A 19,413-nucleotide genomic window follows, 5' to 3' on the forward strand; every position below is an offset into this window, starting at 1 on the left:
GCCGGGCCTGAAAACATCAACGGCTCCCATAGGGAGCCGTTTTTAATTCTACCGCGTGGTGCCTGCGTTACGCCATTTCGGTCTGGAGACGCAGTACGTGACGGTTTACTTCAGACATCACAGAAAGGTGCTGGATGTCTCTGACTTTTGGGATAAGAATTTTACCCTTATCAAATTCAAAAGCGCCAACGTCCTTGATATACAACCGTCCACGAAACAGGGTTTTAACATACTTCGCAACCTGAAGCGGGTTGTAGCGTTGGAAAATTTTCATTCTAATCTCCTGCGAGTACTACGCCCTAGTTGATCCACATTTGGCTTCAACGCTCCGGGGCGCAAAGTGAAGTACTCGTTAACTATAGTCCATAACAACAGAGGCCCCCTATCGTAGCGGTCCTAATTTACCTTTTTATTACATTAATTCAGAATTTTCTTTTCAGCTATACGACGAAGACAGTATAAGGCTTCATTTTCATAAGATTGTGTGCGTTCCTCCACAAACTGGCACCGTCTTTGCGGGAAAACTTCATCAATCGCACTTATGATTAAAACTATCGGCCAAGTGGTCGGATCACCTGCATAAAAAAAGGAAAAACCATGACTCTACGTACGCTACTGGCGGTTTCATGCCTGTTAATGCCGTTAATGGCTGCCGCACATAATTTCACAAACGGACAACGTGTTGCGCCTGTCGGCGTGGCCGATCGCGGGGAACTCATTCTCGATAATGATAAGTTTAGCTATAAAAGCTGGAATAGCGCGCAGCTGCCTGGCAAAGTGCGGGTAGTGCAACATATTGCCGGACGTTCCTCCGCAAAAGAGAAAAATGCGTCGCTGATTGAGGCGATTAAAGCGGCCAACCTGCCGCATGACCGCTACCAGACCACCACAATTGTGAATACTGACGATGCCATTCCCGGCTCATCAATGTTTGTCCGCAGCAGCATCGAAAGTAATAAAAAGCTGTTCCCATGGTCACAGTTTATCGTCGATAGCGACGGCGTGGTGCGGAAAGCCTGGCAGCTGGATGAAGGCAGTTCGGCCATCGCCGTGCTGGATAAAGATGGCCGAGTACAGTGGGCAAAAGACGGCGCGCTGACGGCCGCAGAAGTGCAGCAGGTGATTGCCCTGCTGCATAAGCTGCTGAATTAAAAAATCGAGACGCGGAAACCGGGGTTGAGGAACGACTCGCGCGGGGTGTAATCCAGCGTTTTACCCTGCCAGTCGTTCACGTGCGCGCCGGCGGCGACCGCGACCGCGTGCCCTGCTGCGGTGTCCCAGATATTGGTCGGCCCGAAGCGCGGATAAAGCTGCGCTTCGCCTTCCGCCACCAGACAGAACTTCAGCGACGAACCAATCGCAGCCGTATCATGCTCGCCAAGCTGCTGCAGATACTCTTTGAGTTCATCATCATTCGCATAGTGAGAGCGGCTCACAACCACCTTCGGCGGGTTTGCATCGCGAACCTGAATCGGCTTGCGCACGCCGCATTCTTCTTTCCACGCTTTGCCGTTGGCCGCGCTATACATGACCTTCAGCACCGGTGCGAACACGACGCCCATCACCGCTTTGCCGTTCTCAATCAGCGCGATGTTAACGGTAAATTCACCGTTGCGCTTAATGAACTCTTTAGTGCCGTCCAGCGGGTCAACCAGCCAATAGCGCTGCCAGTGCTGGCGGACATCCCAGCCCGGCGGATCTTCTTCTGAGAGGATCGGCACGTCCGGCGTCATCGCCTTCAGGCCTTTAACAATCACGTGGTGTGCGGCGATATCGGCCGCAGTCACCGGTGAGTCATCTTTCTTGCTGGCGACGTCTAACGGCTGCTTGCCATCGTACACATCCATGATGGCATCACCCGCGTCGCGCGCAAGTTGACAGACTTGTTCTAACATTTTCCACCTCGTTAAAATTACAGTGGTGTTAACTTATTGTTTTATTTATATCGTATTGCCGCGCAATTCGCTATTCCCATCATTGGTCCGGATAACTGTGAACCGCTGCCGATTTCCCATCCTGATTTTCTGGCATGATTCACATCCTCATAAGCAACAGAAAACAAATACATTTAAATCTGTGTCTTAGATCGATAAAAAGGATGCCTCTGATGATCAAGTTTAGCGCAACGCTTCTGGCCACGCTGATCGCTGCCAGCGTCAATGCCGCCACGGTGGACCTCCGCATTATGGAAACCACCGATCTTCATAGCAATATGATGGATTTTGATTACTACAAAGATACCGCGACCGAGAAGTTCGGCCTGGTGCGCACGGCGAGCCTGATCAATGCCGCCCGCAGCGAGGTGAAAAATAGCGTACTGGTGGATAACGGCGACGTCATTCAGGGCAGCCCGATGGGCGACTATGCGGCTGCGAAAGGGCTGAAACAGGGTGATACCCACCCGGTATACAAGGCGATGAACCTGCTCGACTATACCGTGGGTAACCTCGGTAACCATGAATTCAACTACGGTCTGGATTACCTGCACAAAGCGCTGGCTGGCGCGAAGTTCCCTTATATTAACGCCAATATTATCGACGTTAAGACCCAAAAGCCGATGTTCACACCGTACCTGATCAAAGAGACGGAAGTGACCGATAAAGACGGCAACAAGCATCCGCTGAAAATCGGCTATATCGGCTTTGTTCCGCCACAGATCATGACCTGGGATAAGGCTAACCTCAGCGGTAAAGTGACGGTCAACGATATCACTGAAACTGCACGCCACTATGTACCAGAGATGCGCGCGAACGGCGCGGACGTCGTCGTGGTGATTGCCCACTCCGGCCTCTCTGCCGATCCGTACCAGGCGATGGCGGAAAACTCGGTATATTACTTAAGCCAGGTGCCAGGCGTTGACGCCATCATGTTCGGCCATGCCCACGCCGTGTTCCCAAGTAAAGACTTTGCCGACATCAAAGGCGCGGATATCGCCAAAGGCACCCTCAACGGCATTCCTGCGGTGATGCCCGGCATGTGGGGCGACCACCTCGGCGTTGTCGATCTGGTGCTGAATAACGACAGTGGGAAATGGCAGGTTACCTCCGCCCAGGCACAGGCGCGCCCGATTTACGATGCCGCGACCAAGAAATCACTGGCAGCAGAAGATAACACGTTGGTGCAGGCGCTGAAGGCCGACCACGACGCCACCCGCGAGTTCGTCAGCAAGCCTATCGGTAAATCATCCGACAACATGTACAGTTTCCTCTCACTGGTGCAGGACGATCCGACCGTACAGGTCGTCAACATGGCGCAAAAAGCCTACGTTGAGCACTATATTCAGGGCGACCCGGACCTGGCGAAGCTGCCGGTGCTGTCTGCCGCTGCCCCGTTCAAAGCGGGCGGTCGTAAGAACGATCCGGCCAGCTATGTTGAAGTGGAAAAAGGTCAACTGACCTTCCGCAACGCTGCCGATCTTTACCTCTACCCCAACACTCTGGTAGTGGTTAAAGCCAGCGGCAAAGAGGTGAAAGAGTGGCTGGAGTGCTCCGCCGGGCAGTTCAATCAGATTGACCCGCACAGCAGCAAGCCGCAGTCGCTGATTAACTGGGACGGTTTCCGCACCTATAACTTCGACGTTATCGACGGCGTGAACTATCAGGTTGATGTGACCCAACCGGCCCGCTACGACGGCGAATGCCAGAGCATTAACCCGCAGTCCGAGCGTATTAAGCATCTGACCTTCAACGGTAAGCCGATCGACCCGAACGCCATGTTCCTCGTCGCGACCAACAACTATCGCGCCTACGGCGGTAAGTTCGCGGGCACCGGCGATAGCCATATCGCTTTTGCCTCACCGGATGAGAACCGTTCGGTGCTGGCCGCCTGGATTAGCGCAGAATCGAAGAAAGCGGGCGCAATCCATCCGGCCGCGGACAACAACTGGCGACTGGCGCCTATCCACAGCGACAGCCAGCTGGATATTCGCTTTGAGACCTCACCGTCAGAAAAAGCGGCGGCGTTTATTAAAGAGAAAGCGCAGTATCCGATGAAGCAGGTCGCCACCGATGATATTGGCTTTGCTATTTATCAGCTGGATTTGAGCAAGTAAAAACCGTACCGGGTGACGGCTACGCCTTGCCCGGCCTACTCTTCAGGCCGGATAAGGCGCTGCCGCCATCCGGCAAAAACCTCACCGGGACAGGACGCTCACGCCGGGATCTGCTGCGCCATCACCTGCGGCAAATTCACCTCAATCCAATCCGCCAGCGCCGCCACCTTCTCACTGACCGCTTCGCCGAGCGGTGTCAGGCTATACTCTACGTGCGGCGGCACCACCGGGTAAGACATGCGGTTGATAAAGCCGTCCTGCTCCAGAGCCTGAAGCGACTGGGCGAGCATTTTTTCGCTGACGCCGCCCATTTTCCGGCGCAGATCGCTAAAGCGGTGCGTACCCTCACGCAGCGCCACCAGAATCAGCACGCCCCAGCGGCTGGTCACGTGCTTGAGCACCTCCCGCGACGGGCAGTTGGCCGAGAACAGATCGCCATCGCGCATCTTTTGCGCCAGGGTCGCATTACTTTCTTTCATACTTACCTTTTTGTACGTACTTACTAAAAGTTAGTTATGGTGTTAGCTTACCACAACACCCGATGAACACGAAGGAGAATACCCATGATCGCCATTACCGGAGCCACCGGCCAGCTGGGCCAACACGTGATTGCCAACCTGCTTAACACCGCCGCCGCCGCACAATTGGTTGCCATTGTACGTAACCCGGCGAAAGCCGCCGCGCTGAGCCAGCAGGGGGTTAGCGTACGCCAGGCCGACTACGGCGACGAAACCGCGCTAACGCAGGCACTACAGGGCGTCGAGAAGCTGCTGATTATCTCCTCCAGCGAAGTCGGCCAGCGTGCGCCGCAGCACCGTAATATCATCAAGGCGGCAAAGACGGCGGGCGTTAAATTCATTGCCTACACCAGCCTGCTGCATGCCGATACTTCACCGCTAGGCCTCGCCGTCGAACACATTGAAACCGAAAAAATGCTGGCCGATTCCGGTATCCCTTATGCCCTGCTGCGTAACGGCTGGTATACCGAAAACTATCTGGCCAGCGCGCCGGCAGCCCTGGAGCATGGCGTGTTTATCGGCGCAGCCGGTGAAGGCAAAATTGCCTCTGCGACCCGCGCAGACTACGCCGCCGCCGCCGCACGCGTGATGACGGAAGACGGCCACGCAGGGAAAGTGTATGAACTTGCGGGCGATAACGGCTGGACGCTCAGCGAGCTGGCCGCCGAACTGACCAAACAGAGTGGCAAAAACGTGGTTTACCAGAACCTGGGCCAGGCCGATTTCGCTGCGGCGCTGAAGAGCGTAGGCCTGCCTGCCGGGCTGGCGGATATGCTGGCTGACTCAGATATCGGCGCCGCCAAAGGCGGTCTGTTTGACGACAGCCATACCCTGAGCACGCTGATTGGTCGCCCGACCACCTCGCTTGCCGACAGCGTCAAAGACCTGCTGTAAGCGTTAAATAATCGTTAAAGAGGGTAGCGCCCCCACGGGTCATCTCGGATAATAAAAAGAGGGCCCAGGGGGAGTTTAACGTGCAAGGTGTACCGGAACAGTTCAGCGACGAGAAAGACAGCGCGCGCTTTCGCCACCTGGCGCAGGTGCCGGGCGTCGAGCTGTACCATGCGCATATTTCGCGCTATGCCTTTGAACCCCACACTCACGAAGCGTTCGGCATTGGCGTCATTGAGGCCGGGGCCGAGCGTTTCCGCTACCGCGGCAGCCAGCACGTCGCCCCCGTTCATTCAGTGGTGACCATGAACCCCGACGAGCTGCATACCGGCGAGGCGGAAACCGCCGACGGATGGCGCTATCGGATGATTTATCTGCAGCCCGATCTGCTTGAGGAAGTGACCGGTATCCGCCATTGGTGGTTTGCCGATGCCACCCGCCACGATCCGCAGCGTTCTTTACTGATTGGCCGCCAAATCCACGCCCTGTGGCATACCGACGATCCGCTAGCACAGAAAGGCCTGCTGCTGGAGATGATCGACACCTTCCGACCGCTCGCCTGCCACGCCCCTGTGCGAACAGAAGCCGCCCATCGCTTTGCCCGCGTACGCGATTATCTTTACGACAACTACATGCATCCCATTACCCTTGACGAATTAGCGGGCGTCGCGGCGCTCAGTCCGTGGCACTTCCAGCGTCAGTTTAAAGCCCATTTTCACGTTACGCCGCACCAGATGCTGATGGCGGTGCGCCTGTGGCGAGCAAAAGAATTTCTCACCCACGGCATGCCCGCCGCCGCCGTTGCCGCCGCGACCGGGCTCACCGATCAGTCGCATCTGACCCGCGCCTTCACCCAGCGCTACGGCATAACCCCGGTGCGTTACCAAAAACAAGTGATCCGTCGCTAATCAGCAATCTCATACAATACGCCGCGCGCTTCACCTCCTACACTTTGCGCATGTTTAACATATCAGGATGTGATGATGATTAGCGGTGTGCTGTACGCCCTGTTAGCCGGTTTAATGTGGGGACTGATTTTTGTCGGACCGCTTATCGTGCCGGATTATCCGGCTGTCTTGCAGTCGATGGGGCGCTATCTGGCGCTCGGGCTGATTGCCCTGCCGTTGGCCTGGCTCGGCCGCGCCCGTTTACGCCAGCTCACGCGCCAGGATTGGTGGACGGCGCTGGCGCTCACCCTGGTTGGCAACCTTATCTATTATGTGTGTCTCGCCAGCGCGATTCAGCGGACCGGCGCGCCCGTTTCCACAATGATTATTGCTACCCTGCCGGTAGTGATCCCCATTTTCGCCAACCTGCTGTATAGCCAGCGCGACGGCAAGCTGTCCTGGCTACGCCTGATGCCTGCGCTGGTGCTGATTGCGAGCGGACTGCTGTGCGTCAACGTGGCCGAGCTGCGTCAGGGCCTGCCGGACTTTAGCGGATGGCGCTATGGCTCAGGCATTGCGCTGGCGACGGTGTCGGTGGTGTGCTGGGCGTGGTATGCGCTGCGTAACGCCCGCTGGCTGCGGGAAAATCCGCATCAGCCGCCGCTTATGTGGGCCACCGCACAGGCGCTGGTGACGCTACCGGTTTCGCTGTTCGGCTACGTTGCGGCCTGCCTGTGGCTGCACGCCCAGACGCCCGATTTCGCGCTGCCTTTCGGTCCGCGTCCGACGGTATTTATCGGCCTGATGATCGCCATCGCCGTACTCTGTTCATGGGTGGGCGCGCTATGCTGGAACGTAGCGAGTCAGCGGCTGCCGACGGTGATCCTCGGGCCGCTGATTGTTTTTGAAACGCTGGCGGGGCTGCTTTACACCTTCCTGCTGCGCCAGGAGATGCCGCCGATATTAACGCTGAGTGGAATAACGTTATTGGTGATTGGGGTCGTCATCGCGGTTCGGTCAAAACCGCAGAAACCGGCGGTGGTGCCGATTTCAGGTGATGCCTGATGGCGCTTGCCTATCGGGCCTGCACGATTAATATAGGCCCGATAAGGCGTTTACGCCGCCATCCGGCAATCAAGGACCGGCACTCATGCCGGTCTTTGATGCTGGGCCTTAGAACGTTTCCCAGTTTGCTTCGGTCAGCGTCGCCGATTTAGCCGCTGGTGCGGACGTTCTTTTCACCGGTGTTTTCTGCATCGTCTGCTGGCGGCTGATTTTAAACACCGCCACGGTTTGATTCAGACGCGCGGCCTGTTCTTCCAGCGCGGCGGCGGCGCTGGCAGACTCTTCCACCAGCGAGGCGTTTTGCTGAGTCACGCGATCCATCTCGGCGACCGCCTGGCCGACCTGATCGATGCCGCGGCTCTGCTCATCGGAAGCAGAGGCGATTTCGCCCATAATATCGCTCACGCGGGTTACCGCATTCACGATCTCAGCCATCGTCTCTCCGGCCTCGTGCACCAGCGCGGAGCCGGCGTTGACGCGGTTGCCCGAGTCATCAATCAATCCCTTAATTTCTTTTGCCGCCTGGGCGCTGCGCTGCGCCAGCGTGCGGACTTCGCCTGCCACCACCGCAAAACCACGACCCTGTTCACCGGCGCGGGCGGCTTCCACCGCCGCGTTCAGCGCCAGAATGTTGGTCTGGAAGGCAATGCCATCGATCACGTTGGTAATTTGTGCGATTTTGCTGGAACTGGCAGCGATTTCATCCATCGTTCGCACCACGCCGTCGACCACGTTACCGCCCTTCTGCGCGGTCTCGGAGGCATTCTGCGCCAGCTGCGTCGCCTGACGCGCATTGTCGGCGTTTTGTTTCACCGTCGCGGTGAGCTGCTCCATGCTGGCCGCCGTCTCTTCCAGCGATGCCGCCTGCTGCTCGGTCCGCGAAGAGAGATCGTTGCTGCCTGCGGAAATTTCACCCGCGCCGGTATAGATGGTGTCGGCGCCTTCGCGCACCACGCCCACCGTATTCGCCAACGACTGCTGCATGTCGTTGACGTTACGTGCCAGCAGCGCCATTTCGTTACTGCCTTCGGTATTGATGTTGTTGGTCAGATCGCCTTCGGCAATATGGCGGATATGCGCCATCACCTTATGCAGCGGCTTGAGCAGCACGCGTTGCATCGCGACCCAGCTCATCACGATGACCACCACAACCAGCAGCATAATGGCGCCCAGGGTCCACATAATACGCACATAGTCGCTTTCGTTCTGTTGGATGCCAGCGTTGGTCAACGATGCCTGTGCCGCGCGCCACTCCTGGTACACCGCCTGCATGGCCTGCTGTTTCTGTTCGGCGTTTTGCTTGAACATCTCTTCCAGCTTGCCTTCTGCCAGCAGTTCGTTCATGCGCGCCAGCGTCGCGGAGTAGATGCCGTATTGCTTCTCAAGGCTGTCCGAGAGATGGCTATTCAACCCCGGCGTTTCCGGCAGCGCGTAATATTTGTCGTAGTGGCGTTTAGCCTCTGCCAACAGGTTGTTCGCCGTATCCACCAGCGTTTTCAGCTCCCCGCCGTTGACGCTACTTGCCATCGTCCCCTGCAGACGCAACATGCCACGGTTCAGGGTCACACGCGCCTGGTTAAGGCTAATCCACGCATCGGTAAACTCGGCCACGTTCTGACTGGAGAGCTGCGAGACGGTAAAGTTCTGCTTGTCGTTATTCAGCGCGCGTACAAATACGCCCGCTGATATCAGCTGCATCGCGCCCAGCGCGACCAGCACGACAATCAGTACGGTAATCACTTTTATTCGTTTAAACATCATTTGCCTTTTTGTGCAGGTGGTCTGAAGTCTCACTATCGGCAGCCCAGCGGGGTTATTTAATCGATTCAGGTCCTACCAGCATGATTATCAATAAGATTCAGCACGTTAAAGGCACAATAATTTTTTGTGACGGCCATCACCTATATCCGCTCCCCATAAAGGGGTATATCCTTGCCTTAAAGATGCATTTAAAATACATCTTATATTATTGATGACGAGGTAACTGCTATGGCCTTTCGCGACCAACCTTTAGGCGAGCTGGCGCTCTCCATCCCGCGCGCATCCGCGCTGTTCCGTAAATATGATATGGATTACTGCTGCGGCGGTAAGCAGACGCTGGCTCGCGCAGCCGCCCGCAAGGAACTGGACGTCGACGTGATTGAAGCCGAACTGGCAAAACTGGCCGAGCAGCCGGTTGAGAAAGACTGGCGCACCGCATCCCTTGCCGAAATCATCGATTACATCATCCCGCGCTACCACGACAGACACCGTGAACAGCTGCCGGAGCTGATTTTACAAGCGACCAAAGTGGAACGCGTTCACGCCGACAAACCGAACGTGCCTAAAGGCCTGGCAAAATACCTGACCATGCTGCACCAGGAACTGTCCAGCCATATGATGAAAGAAGAGCAGATCCTGTTCCCGATGATTAAGCAGGGCATGGGCAGCCAGGCAATGGGGCCTATCAGCGTGATGGAAAGCGAACATGACGAAGCGGGCGAACAGCTGGAAGTGATTAAGCACACCACCAATAACGTCACCATTCCGCCGGAAGCCTGCACCACCTGGAAAGCAATGTATAACGGCATTAACGAAATGATCGACGATCTGATGGAGCACATCAGCCTCGAAAACAACGTGCTGTTCCCACGCGCACTCAAAGGCGAATAAGATGACTCAGCGCCTCTCCTTGCGGGAGGCGTTTTCTATTACAGCAGCCCTTTCTGGCGGAAGGTTTCCCGCGTCGCCACGTTCAGGTCCATGTCGGCCAGCGCTTCGGGTTTCACCCAGGCGATCGCCTGAAATTCTTCATTGAAAGTGATATCCCGGTTGGCGCTCACGCAGTCAAAGATAAGATAAATCATATAGATCTGTTCGGTCGTTCCGTCGGCGTAGGTTTTTACCCGCACGTCATCGCGGAAGGTCCATGGCTTCACCTCGGTAATCTCCAGCGCTTCGCCCAGCTCTTCACCAATTTCGCGTCTCAGCGCCTCTTCCATGGTTTCGCCCGGCTCCATCCCGCCGCCGGAAATCGCCCACTGGCCGGGAAAAACGCCGCGGTCATCGGCCATTTTACACAGCAGGTATTCGCCCTCGTTTTGAATCACCGGGCAGACAATCGTTCTCTGACGCATTTCATCTCCATACGCTATCCGTTTGTGGCGGGGACGTTAGCACGTTGCGAAAAGTGGGGCTACGAGGCGGGGCTCAAAAATAAAGAAAGCGCCACGATGGGCGCTTTGTGTCGTTTCCCCTCACCTCGTTGGGTAGAGGGTTAGGGGGGAATTTGCTTACTTAGCCAGCTTGTTCTTACGCAGGAACATCCAGCCCAGGCCCAGCACGATAAACCAAATCGGCGTTACCATCAGCGCTTCGCGGGTATCCGCTTCCAGCGTCAGCAGCACCAGTACGAAGGCGAAGAACGCCATGCACACCCAGCACATCACTTTGCCCAGCGGCATTTTGTACTTTGAGGATTCGTGCAGATGCGGGCGCTGTTTACGGTACACCAGGTAAGAGCACAGGATAATCGTCCAGACGAACATAAACAGAATCGCCGATACGGTGGTGATCATGGTGAAGGCCGCAATGACGCTAGGGTTCACCATCAGCATAACGACGCCGCCCAACAGACAGATACAGGAGAAGGTCAGCCCTTTCGCCGGTACCGCACGTTTAGACAGCTTGGCAAACAGGCTCGGCGCCACGCCATCCTGCGCCAGGCCGAACAGCATACGGCTGGTTGAGAACACGCCGCTGTTGGCAGATGAAGTGGCGGAGGTCAGCACGACAAAGTTGATGATGCTCGCCGCCGCCGGCAGACCGACCAGCATGAACAGCTCAACGAACGGGCTCTTATCCGGCACCACGGAGCTCCACGGCGTCACCGACATAATGACGATCAGCGCGAAGACGTAGAACATGATGATACGAATCGGAATGGAGTTAATCGCGCGCGGCAGCGATTTTTCCGGATCTTTGGTTTCTGCGGCGGTGGTCCCCACCAGCTCAATACCCACGAAGGCAAACACCGCTATCTGGAAGCCGGCAAAGAAACCGCTGATACCTTTCGGGAACCAGCCGCCGTCGTTCCACAGGTGGGCGAACGACGCTTCGACGCCGGTCGGCGATTTGAAGTGCATCATCACCATCACCAGGCCAACGACAATCAGCGCCACAATAGCGACGATTTTAATCATCGCAAACCAGAACTCCATCTCGCCAAACATCTTCACGGTAGCGAGGTTGAGGCCCAGCAACAGCAGCACGACTGCCAGCGAGGCGACCCAGTCGGAGAGCCCGGGGAACCAGAATTGGGCGTAGGCGGTGATCGCCACCACGTCCGCCATGCCGGTCACCACCCAGCAGAACCAGTAGGTCCAGCCGGTAAAGTAGCCTGCCCACGGACCGAGCAGATCGGCGGCAAAATCGCTGAACGACTTATATTCCAGATTGGACAGCAGCAGCTCGCCCATTGCGCGCATCACGAAGAACAGCATAAAGCCGATGATCATATAAACGAAAATGATCGACGGCCCCGCGAGACTGATTGTTTTTCCGGAGCCCATAAACAGCCCGGTGCCGATGGCCCCGCCGATGGCAATCAGCTGAATATGCCGGTTAGTAAGGTTGCGCCGTAGCGACTGTTCAGCCGGCTCCTGCTCTGCGGCAGTAGCGACTTTTATCTGATCAACCATGTGATTTTCTTCCTGTTGTTTCTGTCTGTGTTGTGCGGGCTCTACTGGCCCTTTATGTCGTCATGCAAGACGATCCCATCTATAGGATGTCTCGATATTAGGTAAGAATCGGAGGGATGAATACTATGATTTAAATATAATGTTAATTATATGTTTAAAGTGAGTGTTATATCACCTCACCAATGGGAAACAGCTCACAAAAATACACGCAACAGCGCCATTTGCAAGATAAAATCCCAGGATATATCAAACTTAAGAATTTTGTGCCCTCTCCCCCAATGGAGAGAGGACAAAGGCAGGGCTTACAGGATTTCCAGCAGCTCAACCTCGAAGACCAGGGTGCTGAACGGCGGAATGGAGGCACCCGCGCCGCGCTCGCCGTAGGCCAGGCTGTGAGGGATAGTCAGTTCCCACTTCGAGCCAACCGGCATCAGGGTCAGCGCTTCGATCCAGCCTGCGATAACGCCGTTAACCGGGAACTCAGCCGGTTCGCCGCGCGCGACGGAGCTATCAAACACGGTGCCATCGATCAGTTTACCGGTGTAGTGTACGCGAACGTGGTCGGTACGCGCCGGGATCGGGCCTTCACCCTGAGTCAGTACGCGGAACTGCAGGCCGGATTCGGTGCTGTTCACGCCTTCTTTCTCACGGTTTTCTTCCAGGTATTTCACGCCATCTTCCGCCATTGCGGCAAAACGCTCGCGACGCACCGCGTCAGCACGTTCATGAATTTCACGCAGCGCGCGATGAACAACGTCAACCGGCACAGCCGGCTGTTTGCCTTCCAGCGCATCGGCGATACCGGCAACCAGCGCTTCCGGCAGTAAACCCTGCAAACCGGACTCGCTCAGCTGCTGTCCTACCTGCAGGCCAATGCCGTAGCTTGCCTGTGCTTCAATGGTGTCAAAAGTCGGGGTGGCCATCGTCTTTCCTTTCTTCGGGTATAAAGTAGCGGGCAGCATAGCAGCCGCGCCGCACAGGGTAAAACTTTGTGTCAGGAAAGATGACAAATTGCCGGGAAAAAGAAACAATACGCTAAGCCCATAGGATATGATGAACATACGCTTTGCCACGTTCATCAGGCAGTTATCTATAATGGATAGCAATGACACGGAGCAGGAGGAAAGCCATGCCCGGGAGATTTGAATTAAAACCTTTGCTGGAGAAAATCTGGCATGCGCCGGACAACCTTCGCATCCTGGATCCGCTGCCGCTCGCGCACCGTCGTGGCGTGATTATCGCTGCTCTGGCCGTCATTGTGGGCTTCTTGTTGCCTTCCGCTGACGACACGCCGGTCGCACCGGTCAGCCGTAGTGCGCAGCTGGACTTCCAGTCACAATCGCAGCCGCAGCCGGATGCGCAGCCGCTGCATGCCCAGCTGATTACGCCGTCGAGCGATCCGGACCAGGTCGCACCGGTCGCGCCAGAGCCGATTCAGGATGAGCAGCCGAGCGAACAGGCTCCTGCGCCGCGCACTCAGCCGTACCAGGAAAGCCGCAGCAGCGGCAACGAATGGCGCACCTATCAGGTAGAGGCCGGCAAAACGCTGGCGCAGCTGTTCCGTGACAATAATCTGCCGCCGACCGATGTCTACGCGATGGCGCAGGTTGAAGGCGCGGGCAAGCCGTTGAGCAACTTGAAAAATGGCCAGAAAGTGCAGATTCGTAAGAACGCCAACGGCGTGGTCACCGGGCTGACCATCGAATCCGACAACGGGCAGGTGCTGTTTACCCGTCAGCAGGACGGTAGCTTTATTCGCGCACGTTAATCATGTAGAGAGCCGGATGGCGGCTTTGCCTTATCCGGCCTACCAAAACCGTGAACGCAGGCCTGATAAGCGCAGCGCCATCAGGCATTACCGCTTCACCTTATTCACCCACCAAATCCCGGAACAGACCAGCACCAGCGCGATCGCGTATTTCCATTCCAGAATGTTTTCGCCCAGAAAAATCGCCGACAGCACGGAGCCCGACACCGGGATCAGGAAGTTAAACGGCGCAATCATCCCCACCCGGTTGTACTTGAGCAGAATACTCCACAGCGCAAACGCAACCGATGAAAGCAGCGTCAGATAACCAAGAATCGCCACCGATGGGAGACCGTGGAAGGTCAGCGTACCGCCGCTCAGATACCCCCCTACCACCAGCGCCAGGCCGCCGATCGCCAACTGGTAGCCGGTCATCACCGTTGGATCGACCGTCTGCGAAATACGTTTACCGTACAGCGACGCCGCCGACAGAATAAACGCCGCCAGTACCACCGAACCGTCGCCCAACAGGCTAAAGCTGAAATCCAGCAGGCCGCTATTAAAATTCACCACCATCACCCCGGCAAAGCCGAGAATACAGCCGAGCGTCTTGTTATAGCTGAGCTTATCGTTCTGGTAGATAAAGTGCGCCAGCAGCACGCTGAAGAAAGTGCCGGTGGCGTTCATGATCGAGCCTTTCACCCCGGTGGTGAAGGCGAGGCCAATGTAGAAAAAGATGTACTGTAGCGAAGTCTGCGTCAAACCCAGCAGCGTCAGTTGGCCAAACTGCCGCGGGGTTAATCGGGCAATCGGTTTGCGCTGTGCTATGGCCAGCAGCAACAGCAGCATGCCGGCGAAGAGGAAGCGGTAGCCGGCAAAAACGATTTTGGTCGGGATGTCGTCGGCGGCGATCTGGAACAGCTCATACCCGCTCTTGATGGCAGGATAGGCGCTCCCCCACAGCAGACAGCAGAATGCGGCACAGAGATAAACGATGTTCTTGCGGGAAAATAGCGGATGCTGGCGGAGAGTTTCCATTCTTTCACCAAAAATTAAAATATTGTTTTAATTTTTAGATTATCGCCAAAAGGATGAAAGATAGCCAGTTGAAAAGCGGTGGGCCAAAAAAGCAAAACGCCGGCACGAGGCCGGCGATTTGTTGTTATCAAAACGTGGGTTGCAGATTACTCAGCAACAACGTTGATGATAACTTTAGCGAACACTTCGCTGTGAACCTGGAAGTCCACTTCGTGCTCACCAGTGGTACGCAGAACGCCGTTCGGCAGACGAACTTCGCTCTTAGCAACTTTAACGCCTGCTGCAGTAACAGCGTCAGCGATGTCGCGAGTACCGATGGAACCGAACAGTTTACCTTCGTCGCCAGCTTTAGACGCGATGGTTACGGATTCCAGTGCGTTGATTGCTTCAGCACGTGCGTTAGCAGCGGTCAGAACGTCAGCCAGTTTAGCTTCCAGTTCAGCGCGGCGTGCTTCGAAGAATTCAACGTTTTTCTTGGTAGCAGGAACAGCTTTACCCTGCGGGACCAGGAAGTTACGAGCGTAGCCCGCTTTAACGTTAACCTGATCACCCAGGCTACCCAGGTTTGCTACTTTATCAAGCAGAATAACTTGCATTACCTTATCCTCTCAAAGTCGTATTAATGGACCGTGACCGATTACTGATGACGATCAGTGTACGGCAGCAGGGACAGGTAGCGAGCGCGTTTGATAGCGCGAGCCAGCTGACGCTGATATTTTGCACGGGTACCGGTGATACGGCTTGGGACAATCTTACCGCTTTCGGTGATGTAGTTTTTCAGCGTAGCGATATCTTTATAGTCGATCTCTTGAACGCCTTCCGCGGTGAAACGGCAGAACTTGCGACGACGGAAATAACGTGCCATATGGCTAGTCTCCAGAATCTATCAATTCAATCTGCTCGGCATGCAGTACCATTTTGCTCAGGCCATTCTTTGCTTTGTGGCAACAGATAAAGCCCTGCACGGTGACTGCGCTACCGACCGTTATACTGTGAGTAATGGCTTGGCTTTCCTGCCCGCTGATTATTACAGGCATTTGGCACCACGCCTGCCGGTGAAACCCGGCTTCCTCCTGCACAGAACGATGCTCAAGCACGAACTGGCAATGAGGAATTCCTGATGGACTGACCTTTCGAAGGGGCATCCTGCACACGGTGCCGGACAACACCAGACGGTTGGTCATCAGAAATTACTCTTCAGAATCCCCAGCTTCAGCATCATCTGCGGTTTCGTTAGCGAAATCATCGCGACGTTCACGACGCTCGTCTTTCGCTTTAACCATCGGAGATGCTTCAGTAACAGCGTGTTTAGTACGCATAACCATGCTGCGGATAACGGCATCGTTGAAGCGGAAAGTAGTTTCCAGCTCATCGATAACTTCCTGCGGCGCTTCAACGTTCAGCAGAACGTAGTGAGCTTTGTGCAGTTTGTTGATCGGATAAGCCAGCTGACGGCGGCCCCAGTCTTCCAGACGGTGGATCTTGCCTTCTGCACCAGTGATGGCAGCAGAGTAACGCTCGATCATGCCCGGAACCTGTTCGCTCTGGTCAGGATGGACCATAAAAACGATTTCGTAATGACGCATCGAATTGCTCCTTACGGATTATTCAGCCTCCTGTCTGGGTCAGCCGCGGCCCATGGAGGCAAGGAACGTGTTAAAGGGCGGCTGAAAAATTGACGCGTCATAATACTTGCGCCCCCCCAGAAACTCAAGTTAATTGCGCAAAAATTCGCACAAAGCGTGAAGCACACCTAAGTTAGTGATTTAAAATTGAACAGTAGCGGATGATGCATTTTTTTTGAACGACAGCATCAGAAATGGTCGTGATACCTCTGCGAAAGAGTGGTTACACTTTAATCAGAAGCCCCCCCATAGACACAGGAGAGCCGATTACCCCATCAGGACCGTGAGTCAGGAGTTGCGTATGAAAAATATCATTTTTGCCGCCATCGCGATGCTACTGGTTAGCGTTAGCGCACAGGCCGCCATTAAGATCGATAGCCATCAGGCGCGTAACATGGACGATGTCCACAGCCTGGGGGTTATCTATATCAACCACAATATCGCCACTGAGCAAGAGGCCGACCAGGCGCTCAGTCAGGAGAGCGACGCCCAGGGGGCAAAATTCTTCCAGCCTATCCTGGTGCATGAGCCGGGCAGCGGCGGGTTAATCCACGCCAGCGCAGCGCTGTACCGCTAGCCCCGTTCCCAACGCTTCGCCTCCGCCCGGGGGCGAAGTATCAAAAAGGCTCCGGAATCAGACCAGTAACATCCCGAAGGCGTACAAATCCCGGAGCACTGTATGATACACGTATCGTCGCCTATTACTGCCCATAGTAGGCGTCAGGGCCGTGTTTGCGCATGAAGTGTTTATTCATCAGATAAGCATCGATAGGCTGTAAGCCGGGGTTAATCCCGCGCGCGATCCACGCCATTCTCGCCACTTCTTCCATCACCACCGCATTGTGTACCGCGTCGTGTGCATCTTTACCCCAGGCAAACGGGCCGTGTTGGTATACCACCACGCCCGGCGTATGCATGGGCTCGCCGTCACCCAATGTTTCGATGATCACCTTGCCGGTATTGCCTTCATAATCGCCCTGCACTTCAGCTTCACTCAGCCCGCGGGTGCAAGGAATATCGCCAAAGAAATAATCAGCGTGGGTGGTCCCGAGTGCCGGGATTGCCTGACCGGCCTGGGCCCAGGCCGTAGCGTGAGTCGAGTGAGTATGCACAATACCGCCAAGCGATGGGAAGCGACGATACAGCGCCAGATGCGTTGCGGTATCAGAGGAAGGCCGGAACGCCCCTTCCACAACGATGCCCTCAAGGTCGACCACGACCATGTCATCCACGCACATCGTCTCATACGCCACGCCGCTGGGCTTAATCACGACAAGACCACGCTGACGATCGATAGCGCTGACGTTGCCCCAGGTGAAGGTCACCAGCCCATAGCGCGGCAAATCCATATTTGCCTCAAAGACCTGCTGTTTCAACGTTTGCATCATGCCGCCTCCACCAGCCCGGCGCGGGCCATCCGCGCTTTGACCCAGTCGCGCGCTTTCGCTACTTCGGCAATCGGATCGGCCGCCGTTTCGCTCCACATCTCAATCAGATACGGCCCGCAATAGCCGCTCTCCCGCAGCGTACTGAAGCAACGTTCAAAATCGACAACCCCTTCACCAAACGGCACGTTCTTGAAGACGCCGGGTTTCGTGTCCTTCACGTGCACGGCCACAATGTGCCCTATACCGGCCTGCAGCTCCATCTGCACATCGTTATCCCAGGCCGACAGGTTGCCGATATCCGGGTAGAGTTGAAACCACGGGTTATTAAGATAATGCGCATAGCCCAGCGCCTTGCTGATGGAGTTCATCAATGGATAATCCATGATCTCCATCGCCAGCGTCACCTGCGCGCGGCTCGCCATTTCAACGCTCTCTTTCAGCCCGTCGCGGAAGCGGCGGCGCGTCTCGTCGTTCGCCTGCTGGTAGTACACGTCATAGCCCGCCAGTTGGATAACGCGAATGCCAATATCCTGAGCAAACTGGATGGCTTTACGCATGATCTCCAGCCCCTGGCGGCGAACATCGTCGTCTTCACTGCCGAGTGGGAAACGGCGGTGCGCGCTAAGGCACATCGACGGCACCCGTACGCCGGTTTCCGCTATGGCGGCGATCAGCGCTAAACGCTGCTCGCGGCTCCAGTCGAGACGGGCCAGCCGCGCGTCGGTTTCATCCACCGACATTTCCACGAAATCAAAGCCAAGCGTATTCGCCAGCAGCAGTCTTTCCCGCCAGCACTCCCCTCCGGGGAGCGCTTTTTCATAGATGCCGAGCGGCGTCTGTTTCGTCAGCATAACCGCTCCTTAGCCCCAAAGCTGGGCGATGGAGCGTTTAAACTGGCGCGCGGCCTCCACCGGTGAGGCGGCATCGCGGATGCTGCGCCCGGCGATAAAGACGTGGATAGGAATGCCTTTAAACAGCGGTAAATCTTCCAGCGCCAGTCCACCGGTGACGGTGACTTTAAAGCCCATATCCGCCAGGCGTTTGATGGCGCTGATATCCGCCTCACTCCACGCCACGCCAGCCGCCTGCGCATCACGGCTGCGGTGATACACCACCTGCCCGATACCCGCCGCGCGCCACTCTGCCGCCTGCTCCCAGGTCCAGAAGCCGGTCAGCTCAATCTGCACGTCACCGTTGAATTCCTTCGCCACATCCAGCGCGCCTTTCGCGGTGTTGATATCCGCACAGCAGATCACCGTTATCCAATCGGCATTCGCTTCAAAGCACATCCGAGAGAGAATTTTGCCCGCGTCGGCAATTTTGGCGTCCGCCAGCACGATTTTGTTTGGGTACAGCGCCTTGAGGTCGCGAACCGCACGCACCCCTTCCGCCACGCACAGGATGGTGCCGACTTCAATAATATCCACTTCATCGGCAATCAAACGCGTTGTTTCATAAGCTGAAGCCATTGATTGGTTATCCAGCGCAACCTGCAACATCGGTAATGACATTTCACTCTTCCTT

23 protein-coding genes are annotated in these 19,413 nt (G+C 56.0%); 8 read left to right on the plus strand and 15 right to left on the minus strand.

Annotated features, from left to right (window positions below; translation table 11 throughout):
- Window positions 1-67: 67 nt before the first annotated feature.
- Entirely contained in the window at window positions 68-274 is a 207-nt protein-coding gene (locus H7R56_RS22055; protein ID WP_064546918.1) for a DUF1107 domain-containing protein, read from the minus strand.
- A 323-nt stretch (window positions 275-597) separates the two neighbouring features.
- Here H7R56_RS22055 and H7R56_RS22060 point away from each other — a divergent pair, with 323 nt between their 5' ends.
- Window positions 598-1,152, plus strand: coding sequence for a YtfJ family protein (locus H7R56_RS22060; RefSeq protein ID WP_106927527.1), 555 nt, complete (start codon window positions 598-600; stop codon window positions 1,150-1,152).
- On the opposite strand, the gene cysQ is transcribed toward H7R56_RS22060, so the two are convergent.
- Window positions 1,149-1,895, minus strand: a complete 747-nt coding sequence (cysQ, locus tag H7R56_RS22065) for a 3'(2'),5'-bisphosphate nucleotidase CysQ (protein ID WP_106927525.1) — start codon at window positions 1,893-1,895, stop codon at window positions 1,149-1,151. The genes H7R56_RS22060 and cysQ overlap by 4 nt on opposite strands.
- A gap of 212 nt (window positions 1,896-2,107) precedes the next feature.
- On the opposite strand from cysQ, the gene H7R56_RS22070 reads away from it, so the two are divergent.
- Window positions 2,108-4,051, plus strand: coding sequence for a bifunctional 2',3'-cyclic-nucleotide 2'-phosphodiesterase/3'-nucleotidase (locus H7R56_RS22070; RefSeq protein WP_106927523.1), 1,944 nt, complete (start codon window positions 2,108-2,110; stop codon window positions 4,049-4,051).
- A gap of 98 nt (window positions 4,052-4,149) precedes the next feature.
- Here H7R56_RS22070 and H7R56_RS22075 read toward each other — a convergent pair whose 3' ends face one another.
- Complete coding sequence (locus H7R56_RS22075) at window positions 4,150-4,530, minus strand: winged helix-turn-helix transcriptional regulator (RefSeq protein WP_182928420.1); 381 nt, start codon at window positions 4,528-4,530, stop codon at window positions 4,150-4,152.
- An 84-nt stretch (window positions 4,531-4,614) separates the two neighbouring features.
- On the opposite strand from H7R56_RS22075, the gene H7R56_RS22080 reads away from it, so the two are divergent.
- The 3 genes from H7R56_RS22080 to H7R56_RS22090 all read left to right on the plus strand — a co-directional run bounded on the left by H7R56_RS22080 (window position 4,615) and on the right by H7R56_RS22090 (window position 7,412).
- Window positions 4,615-5,463 (plus strand): SDR family oxidoreductase, encoded by an 849-nt coding sequence (locus H7R56_RS22080; RefSeq protein WP_106927519.1) that lies wholly within the window; start codon window positions 4,615-4,617, stop codon window positions 5,461-5,463.
- 80 nt (window positions 5,464-5,543) lie between these two features.
- Complete coding sequence (locus H7R56_RS22085; RefSeq protein ID WP_106927517.1) at window positions 5,544-6,368, plus strand: AraC family transcriptional regulator; 825 nt, start codon at window positions 5,544-5,546, stop codon at window positions 6,366-6,368.
- A gap of 75 nt (window positions 6,369-6,443) precedes the next feature.
- Complete coding sequence (locus H7R56_RS22090; protein ID WP_106927515.1) at window positions 6,444-7,412, plus strand: DMT family transporter; 969 nt, start codon at window positions 6,444-6,446, stop codon at window positions 7,410-7,412.
- 108 nt (window positions 7,413-7,520) lie between these two features.
- On the opposite strand, the gene H7R56_RS22095 is transcribed toward H7R56_RS22090, so the two are convergent.
- On the minus strand, window positions 7,521-9,170 hold the full coding sequence (locus tag H7R56_RS22095; protein ID WP_106927513.1) for a methyl-accepting chemotaxis protein: 1,650 nt from the start codon (window positions 9,168-9,170) through the stop codon (window positions 7,521-7,523).
- Between the two features lie 231 nt (window positions 9,171-9,401).
- On the opposite strand from H7R56_RS22095, the gene ytfE reads away from it, so the two are divergent.
- The gene (gene ytfE / locus H7R56_RS22100; protein ID WP_182928421.1) at window positions 9,402-10,064 is read left to right on the plus strand and encodes an iron-sulfur cluster repair protein YtfE; all 663 of its coding nucleotides are present in this window, start codon (window positions 9,402-9,404) and stop codon (window positions 10,062-10,064) included.
- A 38-nt stretch (window positions 10,065-10,102) separates the two neighbouring features.
- Here ytfE and nudI read toward each other — a convergent pair whose 3' ends face one another.
- The 3 genes from nudI to fklB all read right to left on the minus strand — a co-directional run bounded on the left by nudI (window position 10,103) and on the right by fklB (window position 13,014).
- A complete protein-coding gene (gene nudI / locus H7R56_RS22105; RefSeq protein WP_106927509.1) occupies window positions 10,103-10,528 on the minus strand; it encodes a nucleoside triphosphatase NudI in 426 nt (141 codons plus the stop codon).
- 156 nt (window positions 10,529-10,684) lie between these two features.
- A complete protein-coding gene (gene cycA, locus H7R56_RS22110) occupies window positions 10,685-12,091 on the minus strand; it encodes a D-serine/D-alanine/glycine transporter (protein WP_106927507.1) in 1,407 nt (468 codons plus the stop codon).
- Between the two features lie 302 nt (window positions 12,092-12,393).
- Window positions 12,394-13,014: an FKBP-type peptidyl-prolyl cis-trans isomerase gene (fklB, locus tag H7R56_RS22115; protein ID WP_181358011.1), complete on the minus strand. Its 621-nt coding sequence runs from the start codon at window positions 13,012-13,014 to the stop codon at window positions 12,394-12,396.
- 206 nt (window positions 13,015-13,220) lie between these two features.
- On the opposite strand from fklB, the gene H7R56_RS22120 reads away from it, so the two are divergent.
- Window positions 13,221-13,859 (plus strand): OapA family protein, encoded by a 639-nt coding sequence (locus tag H7R56_RS22120; RefSeq protein WP_106927503.1) that lies wholly within the window; start codon window positions 13,221-13,223, stop codon window positions 13,857-13,859.
- Window positions 13,860-13,946: 87 nt separating this feature from the next.
- Here the strand turns inward: H7R56_RS22120 and H7R56_RS22125 are convergent, their stop codons facing one another.
- The 5 genes from H7R56_RS22125 to rpsF all read right to left on the minus strand — a co-directional run bounded on the left by H7R56_RS22125 (window position 13,947) and on the right by rpsF (window position 16,462).
- On the minus strand, window positions 13,947-14,876 hold the full coding sequence (locus tag H7R56_RS22125) for a DMT family transporter (RefSeq protein ID WP_106927501.1): 930 nt from the start codon (window positions 14,874-14,876) through the stop codon (window positions 13,947-13,949).
- Window positions 14,877-15,022: 146 nt separating this feature from the next.
- Entirely contained in the window at window positions 15,023-15,472 is a 450-nt protein-coding gene (rplI, locus tag H7R56_RS22130; RefSeq protein ID WP_106927499.1) for a 50S ribosomal protein L9, read from the minus strand.
- A 41-nt stretch (window positions 15,473-15,513) separates the two neighbouring features.
- The gene (gene rpsR, locus H7R56_RS22135) at window positions 15,514-15,741 is read right to left on the minus strand and encodes a 30S ribosomal protein S18 (RefSeq protein WP_000135199.1); all 228 of its coding nucleotides are present in this window, start codon (window positions 15,739-15,741) and stop codon (window positions 15,514-15,516) included.
- 4 nt (window positions 15,742-15,745) lie between these two features.
- Complete coding sequence (gene priB / locus H7R56_RS22140; RefSeq protein WP_106927497.1) at window positions 15,746-16,060, minus strand: primosomal replication protein N; 315 nt, start codon at window positions 16,058-16,060, stop codon at window positions 15,746-15,748.
- A gap of 6 nt (window positions 16,061-16,066) precedes the next feature.
- Window positions 16,067-16,462 carry a 30S ribosomal protein S6 gene (gene rpsF, locus H7R56_RS22145; RefSeq protein WP_042321529.1) on the minus strand — a complete coding sequence of 132 codons (396 nt, stop codon included), beginning with the start codon at window positions 16,460-16,462 and terminating at the stop codon, window positions 16,067-16,069.
- Between the two features lie 340 nt (window positions 16,463-16,802).
- On the opposite strand from rpsF, the gene H7R56_RS22150 reads away from it, so the two are divergent.
- Window positions 16,803-17,078: a YdgH/BhsA/McbA family protein gene (locus H7R56_RS22150; RefSeq protein WP_106927495.1), complete on the plus strand. Its 276-nt coding sequence runs from the start codon at window positions 16,803-16,805 to the stop codon at window positions 17,076-17,078.
- A 124-nt stretch (window positions 17,079-17,202) separates the two neighbouring features.
- Here the strand turns inward: H7R56_RS22150 and H7R56_RS22155 are convergent, their stop codons facing one another.
- From H7R56_RS22155 to H7R56_RS22165, 3 genes are read right to left on the minus strand one after another with little or no spacing between them, the layout of a single operon-like run.
- The gene (locus H7R56_RS22155; protein WP_106927620.1) at window positions 17,203-17,886 is read right to left on the minus strand and encodes an L-ribulose-5-phosphate 4-epimerase; all 684 of its coding nucleotides are present in this window, start codon (window positions 17,884-17,886) and stop codon (window positions 17,203-17,205) included.
- Complete coding sequence (locus tag H7R56_RS22160) at window positions 17,886-18,740, minus strand: L-ribulose-5-phosphate 3-epimerase (RefSeq protein ID WP_106927493.1); 855 nt, start codon at window positions 18,738-18,740, stop codon at window positions 17,886-17,888. Before H7R56_RS22160 ends, H7R56_RS22155 begins: the two co-directional genes overlap by 1 nt.
- A 9-nt stretch (window positions 18,741-18,749) precedes the next feature.
- Complete coding sequence (locus H7R56_RS22165; RefSeq protein ID WP_106927491.1) at window positions 18,750-19,400, minus strand: 3-keto-L-gulonate-6-phosphate decarboxylase UlaD; 651 nt, start codon at window positions 19,398-19,400, stop codon at window positions 18,750-18,752.
- Window positions 19,401-19,413: the final 13 nt, after the last annotated feature.

This window comes from Klebsiella sp. WP3-W18-ESBL-02 (genome assembly GCF_014168815.1).
Taxonomy (GTDB): Bacteria; Pseudomonadota; Gammaproteobacteria; order Enterobacterales; family Enterobacteriaceae; genus Kluyvera; species Kluyvera ascorbata_B.

Excerpts from the sequence above, each read along its gene's own strand:
- H7R56_RS22080 (WP_106927519.1), top strand. The coding sequence starts at position 4,615 with ATGATCGCCATTACCGGAGCCACCGGCCAGCTGGGCCAACACGTGATT.
- rplI (WP_106927499.1), bottom strand. The coding sequence starts at position 15,472 with ATGCAAGTTATTCTGCTTGATAAAGTAGCAAACCTGGGTAGCCTGGGT.
- H7R56_RS22165 (WP_106927491.1), bottom strand. The coding sequence starts at position 19,400 with ATGTCATTACCGATGTTGCAGGTTGCGCTGGATAACCAATCAATGGCT.
- H7R56_RS22060 (WP_106927527.1), top strand. The coding sequence starts at position 598 with ATGACTCTACGTACGCTACTGGCGGTTTCATGCCTGTTAATGCCGTTA.
- priB (WP_106927497.1), bottom strand. The coding sequence starts at position 16,060 with ATGACCAACCGTCTGGTGTTGTCCGGCACCGTGTGCAGGATGCCCCTT.
- H7R56_RS22125 (WP_106927501.1), bottom strand. The coding sequence starts at position 14,876 with ATGGAAACTCTCCGCCAGCATCCGCTATTTTCCCGCAAGAACATCGTT.
- cycA (WP_106927507.1), bottom strand. The coding sequence starts at position 12,091 with ATGGTTGATCAGATAAAAGTCGCTACTGCCGCAGAGCAGGAGCCGGCT.
- H7R56_RS22150 (WP_106927495.1), top strand. The coding sequence starts at position 16,803 with ATGAAAAATATCATTTTTGCCGCCATCGCGATGCTACTGGTTAGCGTT.
- cysQ (WP_106927525.1), bottom strand. The coding sequence starts at position 1,895 with ATGTTAGAACAAGTCTGTCAACTTGCGCGCGACGCGGGTGATGCCATC.
- ytfE (WP_182928421.1), top strand. The coding sequence starts at position 9,402 with ATGGCCTTTCGCGACCAACCTTTAGGCGAGCTGGCGCTCTCCATCCCG.
- H7R56_RS22120 (WP_106927503.1), top strand. The coding sequence starts at position 13,221 with ATGCCCGGGAGATTTGAATTAAAACCTTTGCTGGAGAAAATCTGGCAT.
- H7R56_RS22095 (WP_106927513.1), bottom strand. The coding sequence starts at position 9,170 with ATGTTTAAACGAATAAAAGTGATTACCGTACTGATTGTCGTGCTGGTC.
- nudI (WP_106927509.1), bottom strand. The coding sequence starts at position 10,528 with ATGCGTCAGAGAACGATTGTCTGCCCGGTGATTCAAAACGAGGGCGAA.
- rpsF (WP_042321529.1), bottom strand. The coding sequence starts at position 16,462 with ATGCGTCATTACGAAATCGTTTTTATGGTCCATCCTGACCAGAGCGAA.
- H7R56_RS22055 (WP_064546918.1), bottom strand. The coding sequence starts at position 274 with ATGAAAATTTTCCAACGCTACAACCCGCTTCAGGTTGCGAAGTATGTT.
- H7R56_RS22075 (WP_182928420.1), bottom strand. The coding sequence starts at position 4,530 with ATGAAAGAAAGTAATGCGACCCTGGCGCAAAAGATGCGCGATGGCGAT.
- H7R56_RS22070 (WP_106927523.1), top strand. The coding sequence starts at position 2,108 with ATGATCAAGTTTAGCGCAACGCTTCTGGCCACGCTGATCGCTGCCAGC.
- H7R56_RS22155 (WP_106927620.1), bottom strand. The coding sequence starts at position 17,886 with ATGCAAACGTTGAAACAGCAGGTCTTTGAGGCAAATATGGATTTGCCG.
- H7R56_RS22160 (WP_106927493.1), bottom strand. The coding sequence starts at position 18,740 with ATGCTGACGAAACAGACGCCGCTCGGCATCTATGAAAAAGCGCTCCCC.
- rpsR (WP_000135199.1), bottom strand. The coding sequence starts at position 15,741 with ATGGCACGTTATTTCCGTCGTCGCAAGTTCTGCCGTTTCACCGCGGAA.
- H7R56_RS22090 (WP_106927515.1), top strand. The coding sequence starts at position 6,444 with ATGATTAGCGGTGTGCTGTACGCCCTGTTAGCCGGTTTAATGTGGGGA.
- fklB (WP_181358011.1), bottom strand. The coding sequence starts at position 13,014 with ATGGCCACCCCGACTTTTGACACCATTGAAGCACAGGCAAGCTACGGC.